This is a genomic window from Vibrio sp. FF266 (genome assembly GCF_041439695.1).
Classification (GTDB): Bacteria; Pseudomonadota; Gammaproteobacteria; order Enterobacterales; family Vibrionaceae; genus Vibrio; species Vibrio tasmaniensis_A.
This window is the reverse complement of record NZ_JBGOOO010000079.1, coordinates 1-5,685: the sequence shown is the minus strand read 5'-3', so window position 1 is coordinate 5,685 and position 5,685 is coordinate 1. Positions and strand designations below refer to the sequence as shown.

General features: G+C 41.2%; 6 protein-coding genes. All 6 read right to left on the bottom strand.

All coding sequences use genetic code 11. The features are described from left to right. Positions 1–627: alanine racemase (locus ACED59_RS23960; RefSeq protein ID WP_231904374.1), on the bottom strand; the 627-nt coding region annotated here is incomplete at its 3' end. Next, positions 624–1,829, bottom strand: a complete 1,206-nt coding sequence (locus ACED59_RS23955) for a DUF1611 domain-containing protein (RefSeq protein WP_371692719.1) — start codon at positions 1,827–1,829, stop codon at positions 624–626. The genes ACED59_RS23960 and ACED59_RS23955, both read right to left, overlap by 4 nt. Before the next feature lie 591 nt (positions 1,830–2,420). Beyond that, a complete protein-coding gene (locus tag ACED59_RS23950; protein WP_017098631.1) occupies positions 2,421–2,990 on the bottom strand; it encodes a PIN domain-containing protein in 570 nt (189 codons plus the stop codon). Then, entirely contained in the window at positions 2,990–3,442 is a 453-nt protein-coding gene (locus tag ACED59_RS23945) for a helix-turn-helix domain-containing protein (RefSeq protein WP_017098630.1), read from the bottom strand. The genes ACED59_RS23950 and ACED59_RS23945 overlap by 1 nt, the downstream gene beginning before the upstream one ends. 383 nt (positions 3,443–3,825) lie before the next feature. Further along, positions 3,826–4,413, bottom strand: coding sequence for a hypothetical protein (locus tag ACED59_RS23940; protein ID WP_229648121.1), 588 nt, complete (start codon positions 4,411–4,413; stop codon positions 3,826–3,828). Between the two features lie 426 nt (positions 4,414–4,839). Further along, complete coding sequence (locus ACED59_RS23935; RefSeq protein ID WP_016800114.1) at positions 4,840–5,097, bottom strand: helix-turn-helix domain-containing protein; 258 nt, start codon at positions 5,095–5,097, stop codon at positions 4,840–4,842. Positions 5,098–5,685 lie beyond the last annotated feature (588 nt).

Here is a 5,685-nt window from a genome sequence, read left to right as displayed (position 1 = left end):
TCTCTGAAGAGCCCAGTTAACTGAAGCAGAATTACCCCCTGAAATAATTTCTAGACTGACCCCAAATGTAGCTTCAATTCCATCGGCAAGCACAGAAAGAATACTCATATTTTGATCATCTGGAGCGACACCATACCGACAGGCTAAATTCGTACCAATTCCTTTTATCGTGATGTTTGGTAAAGAAATAATCTCTCGGATAAAATCAATCACGCGATTTGGCATCACACCTTCTCTGAGATCGCCAAGCTCAACCATAATAATGATACCGTGACAGCAATTTTGTTGTTCCGCTGCATGTGAAAGCCTCTGAATCACTTCAACTTCAGAGTTTAAACTCATATCACTGTATTTTATTACGCTCGCCACTTGACTGAGCATGGGTGTACGTATCAGCATTTTAGGGATAGCAATGCCAGATTCAGTCATCTTTTGAAGATTTTCGATTCTTGAATCGGCTAACATTGTTGCGCCAGCATCAATAAGAACTTGTGCGATGATAGGGTGGCCGAGGAAGGCTTTTGTTACAGGCGTAACGGATATATTTTTCAGTGAGAGCTGAGAAATCAGGAACTGAGCGTTATGATGAACTTTCCCACAATCGATGTCTAACCTAGGGTAGTTCACCCTTTTTCGGCCAGTTTACTTGCTATTATAGGAAAGGCTGACGTTACGATGTGCAGTAGATGTTCAACAGGCTGTGACAAGACATCAGTAACCGGTAAACCAAATTCGGTAGTGTAAGTGTCTATCGCACAACGTGTTTCATCCAACGACATATCTTCATGATTCAGTGTTAGTCCAATAACATTGGTATTAGAAAACGTTTCGATAAGATTGATTTCTGAGGTAATCGAAGGCATTGAGCAATCAGGAAAATCACTACGATATAAACGTTTAGGGGCATGTTGCAGTATCACACCCGTTGGACAACTGCCACGTAAGATAAAAGCGCTGGTTGAAAACGCAGGGTGACTCAAGGCTCCTTGCCCTTCAATAATAATCAGATCCGGATTTTCTTTTTCATAGGCCTGTACAATGACAGATTCCAACTCACCGGCACAAAATTGTGAAGGAACAGCATCGAGTGCAACGCAGTATTGTGCGCCCTGCATAATGCCTGTTTGACCAGTGGCAATCAGAACGACGTTAAGGCCTTTTTTAGTCAGTTCATTCGCCAATATTGTTGCTGTTGTTCGTTTTCCTAGCGCGCAATCCGTCCCCATTACAGCAATTCTCGGGCATTTAACGTTGTGTATTTTCCCGCTAAACGTTTTCAGTTCGCCTTTATTTTTGGGTTTGCGAGTATCGAATATTCGAACGTTATTCTTTAAGCTGGCTTCTAAAAATAGAGGATCATCGGTTAGGAATTCATGTAAGCCATTTACGATGTTCATTCCTAGTGACATGGCATTTAAAATGATGCTTTTATCTAAGTCAGATAAAAAGCCACTTGATGGCGCAATGCCAAAAATGAAGTAATCAGGAATGCTTTCTGCGTGAATGATAGCTTCTTCAGCATTAGCAAGGATCGGTATTCCATTGGCTTTGTTATCAAGAACTTCACCAGCATCTAAGCCAGCAGACTCACTATCAATAACCGATAGAATACGATAGCTTAACGAATGTCTCACTAACCCATTAGCGGTTTTACCATCAATTTTACCAAAATTACCTTCGCAATATACAATCGCAGAAGGGATGACAGGTTTTACTTTTTGAGCAAGTGGTAACCAAGGTGCGAAATGGGGTACGTCGTTGTTGATTTCTACATTTTCAATTCTAGTGAGTTTGAAGATGTTTCTTAACTTTTGAGTTGAAATGGACATAATTAAAGCCTGCGGTGAGGCTTAGGAGGGCAACTAAGGAGTGCCGAGATGCGAGTTCGGAAAAGAAAAGAAGTCCCCACTAAGCGGTAGGGATAACAACCAAGGTAACACACTCACCAGACTTTTGTTGGTTATTATTAATACGCTTTCTAAGTCTATCACTTTCAGGCTTCACCCATACTAACGTGACTGATTAGAGATCTAAGACTCATTGTTCAACGTCGCCGTATCAACCTCTCAGCTTTAAGGTTTCAAGATACTTTTTCTAATATTAGTTAAGTGAATTAGAGTTTTGAGTTTAACGCGTTTTTGTCCAAAACCTTCACAGGCTGAATTTTTACCTATGGCACTTTCTAACTCGAAAGTGCCCTTTTCTGCGTTAACGTAATTACTCAGTAGCAGATCACGCTACTGAAATCACCGTACTTTTTCTTATATGCCAAAAGTGTTAAAAAGATAAGAGAACATCGAATGATGCTCTCTTAAATATCGGGGAGAGTACAGCTAAATAGTAAACACATTTCAGACGCGAATGAGTGTATACAAAAAGGCCGCAATCAGCGGCCTAGTTTAAAATCTACTAATTCAAAGTTAAAGCATCAATTTGAAGCTCTTTAAGTGTGAGATGAAGCTTGGGAGTCTCTGCTTTTGTAAGCAAGCTAAGAACTCATCTTGGCTCATTGGTGGCCTTTTTAATGAAGCTCTTTGTTGCTGAGCAGCCTTAACGCATGCGCTACTGTCCAATTCGAACATATCGCACAGGAACTCGTCTGGATGTATTGCTGTTAGACCTAAAGGCTCGAGTTCGCAAGAAGGAAAGTCTTTTAGGTTGAACGTAATGATAGACTCAGCCTGACCTTTAATGGCGGCAGCTACAACATGTCTATCATCAACATCGGGTAAAGTAAGGCCATCAATTAAAGACTCATACCCTTCAATCAAGCAGTCTGGAACATTTGCGTTCATTAACTGTCGAGTTCTTTGCAGTTGTTCTGCATTTAGCTCTGGCCTATTTTTCAGTAGATTTCGAGTCCATTCATCATGTATCTGTTCTGTCCATCGCGCTCTAAACAGGCCAGTATTGGCCAAGTACATTAGGTAGCTTCGGAGTGGAGCTGGGTACATTACACATGCGTCTAGAATTACCGTATATGACGCCATTAATATCCCATATCCATTTCTTGGTCTAATGCAGATAGTTCAGCAAGAGCAGCTAGTCTGTTCTCTTCTAGGCAGTTCTTGTACTCCATAAGATCAGTATAAGCTACCTTTCTACGGTTGCCAGTACGGCTAAACGGAATATCACCTGAATCAAGAAGCTTAATGAAAGTAGGACGAGACATGTTTAGCATCTCAGCACCTTCTTGCGTTGTGAGTTCCGCATGAATAGGTGTGATGCTAACAGAGTTGCCTTGACCTAATTGAGTAAGCATCTCGATCATCATATTTAATGCGCTTGCTGGAATAGTTACTTCGTGAGTCTTACCAGACTTATCGACAACGTTAATCCTTTGAGCTTCACCATTAATTTCTATAACGGCTGACAACTCTTGGCTACCAAGCTTAGCCAGTGCCATTTCTTCAGCGCTTGGCAATTTTGTAGCAGTATTCATCGTGTTTCTCTCTAGTTTTTAGTTTCTGATGTCATGGTATACAAATCTTCTCACCATGACATTATCCGAAATATTCGAAAAAAGTCAACATTCGAAATATTCGAAAGAAAGAGAGTGTCACATTATCGTTGGACTTAGTGCTCGTAGGCGGCCTAGTTCAAGGTCTATCAACGCATGCTTAACTATCTTTAATCATAGTACTTCAATATGTAGTGTATGAGAGGAATTGGTCAGCCAGATGTAGGCTAGCTGAATGATTATAATATTAGAAGTAATTCGAAAGGTCAGAGTGTTCTATGATTCATAACTCGGAATTGTCCGAAGATTAGTTTCAGTTATATCTGTCATGTTAAAGCATGCGGCAATCGTTTACGCCTCGTTATTCATTCGTAACTTGCCATCTTTCTTGTTGTGCCTGTGAAGTTGTCTGATACTTCGATACGTTTCATTTCGATGTTCATGGTGGGTTCGATTTTTTTAAGACGTGCTATATCACTGGCGATTCGTTTACAGCCTAAAAACAAGATGCCATCGAGTGGTGTTATGACATCTCCAGCCTTGAGGCAATCAACGAGGGAGGTGGCAGAGAGTGGTGTTTTTGTCCCAGCAACGTAGCGGGTTGCCACAAACTCATTCGTATAGTGGATTTCTCTTGGTAACATTTGTTCGCTTTTGGCGTAAATCATTCCGCTTTGTTTACCATTAATAACTCGATGCTCTTTATACACTCGTGTTTCCTCGCCTATGGTGGCCATAGCTTGTGGTGCGCGTGTGATGAATAAGCGAAAAGGTAGATCTTCACTTGTGATGTAATCGACAAGGTTAAACGCTAATCTTGCTCTCGCGATCTCTCCGAGTGGTTTGTCACGACAGATTTGTAGAACCTGATCCCATTGGCTGGTCAGTCGAGTGCTTTCTTTATCGCTTCTAACTTTAACCTTGAGAATATCGTAGTGAATTATCTTTTCCATGGTTAATTTGGCCTTCCGTTTTGCTTGCTTCGTTAAATTCCAACCTAACATTATTTTTTTATAACAAATTAAAGCAGTTATCCACAAAGTTGGGGCGTAACCTGTCTAAAACCTTCGTCGGTTGAGTTTATGCTCATGGTACCAAATAGATCGAAATCACCTAAAAATGCCGATAATTGTTTTCAAATTGAAGTAAAAAGCGCCAATTATAAAACTTATCGCGACACTAAGAGGCGGGTATATTCGTTGACTTCTAAAAGAGCCCAATGATGGTTACTTTGCAATTGGAGTAGATTACCGCCAGTGCTCCTTGAAGCGAAAATTAGAGCAACTGCCATTGATTTCTTGAGAGGTCATGGGGGTTGGTTAATCTCTGCACCCTCGTTAGGGTACCAATAGGCGGATACCTACTTATAAGCTCTCATCCTATCCAAATTCACGAGTTGTGATCTGATTTAACTTTTTGGTGAAATTACCTCTGTTAATCCCTAAAACCCTAGCAGCCTTAGACTGATTACCGCGCGTATGAGTTATCAACTCAGTAAACAATATTTCAAACACAGCAGGAGTCACCCAAGACATATCAGGGCTAACTGATTGTTTATCAAACCATGTCGGTTCCAGTTCTGCTCGGATAAGTTTTTTTAAATGGTCTTTGTTGATTGGGGTTAGTTGGTCATTCATAGAAGTTGAAGGTCATTAAGGAACGTTATCATTCTGACAAATTTACCATGAAATCGCCTTGAAATCAGCCGACGCGGGAAAATACGAATACGATGGATAACTGTCCAGCGCAATAAGCAACGAGGACATTTTTAATCATAAGCTCAAAGCCATTCGTTTCTAAAAACACTCGACCAATCCCTGTCCGGTGATGCCCATCATCAACATAAAGCTCACCATCTCTATTACACAGAGACCAATTTCGCTTTTCTTCTTAAAAAGAGTAATCAGGATTGCTTTGAAGGTTTCGAGCATAACGCTGACCACATTCGAGACCGTGAGGATTATCAGCGCAAGGAAATAAACCACCCAAGTTTTGCCAGCATGTCGGGGCTCTAGACCCCTACCCCGTCGGAGAGGTGAACATCCGTGACTTACCTTCGGCATGCGTAAATTTTTTTCATATCAGAGCCCTACACCGCAATACCATTAGCCAACAACCGTTCAATTGTTGGCCAGCTCATCTGCATACGCAGGTAATTACTTAAAAAAGCACTGCATTTCACTCTCAAGGAACCACGATGCCTAGACCTAAACGCGCGTCCGGCA

What these genes read in the sequence shown, in the direction of transcription:
- ACED59_RS23955 (WP_371692719.1), bottom strand. Translation starts at nt 1,829, where the DNA reads ATGTCCATTTCAACTCAAAAGTTAAGAAACATCTTCAAACTCACTAGA.
- ACED59_RS23950 (WP_017098631.1), bottom strand. Translation starts at nt 2,990, where the DNA reads ATGGCGTCATATACGGTAATTCTAGACGCATGTGTAATGTACCCAGCT.
- ACED59_RS23945 (WP_017098630.1), bottom strand. Translation starts at nt 3,442, where the DNA reads ATGAATACTGCTACAAAATTGCCAAGCGCTGAAGAAATGGCACTGGCT.
- ACED59_RS23940 (WP_229648121.1), bottom strand. Translation starts at nt 4,413, where the DNA reads ATGGAAAAGATAATTCACTACGATATTCTCAAGGTTAAAGTTAGAAGC.
- ACED59_RS23935 (WP_016800114.1), bottom strand. Translation starts at nt 5,097, where the DNA reads ATGAATGACCAACTAACCCCAATCAACAAAGACCATTTAAAAAAACTT.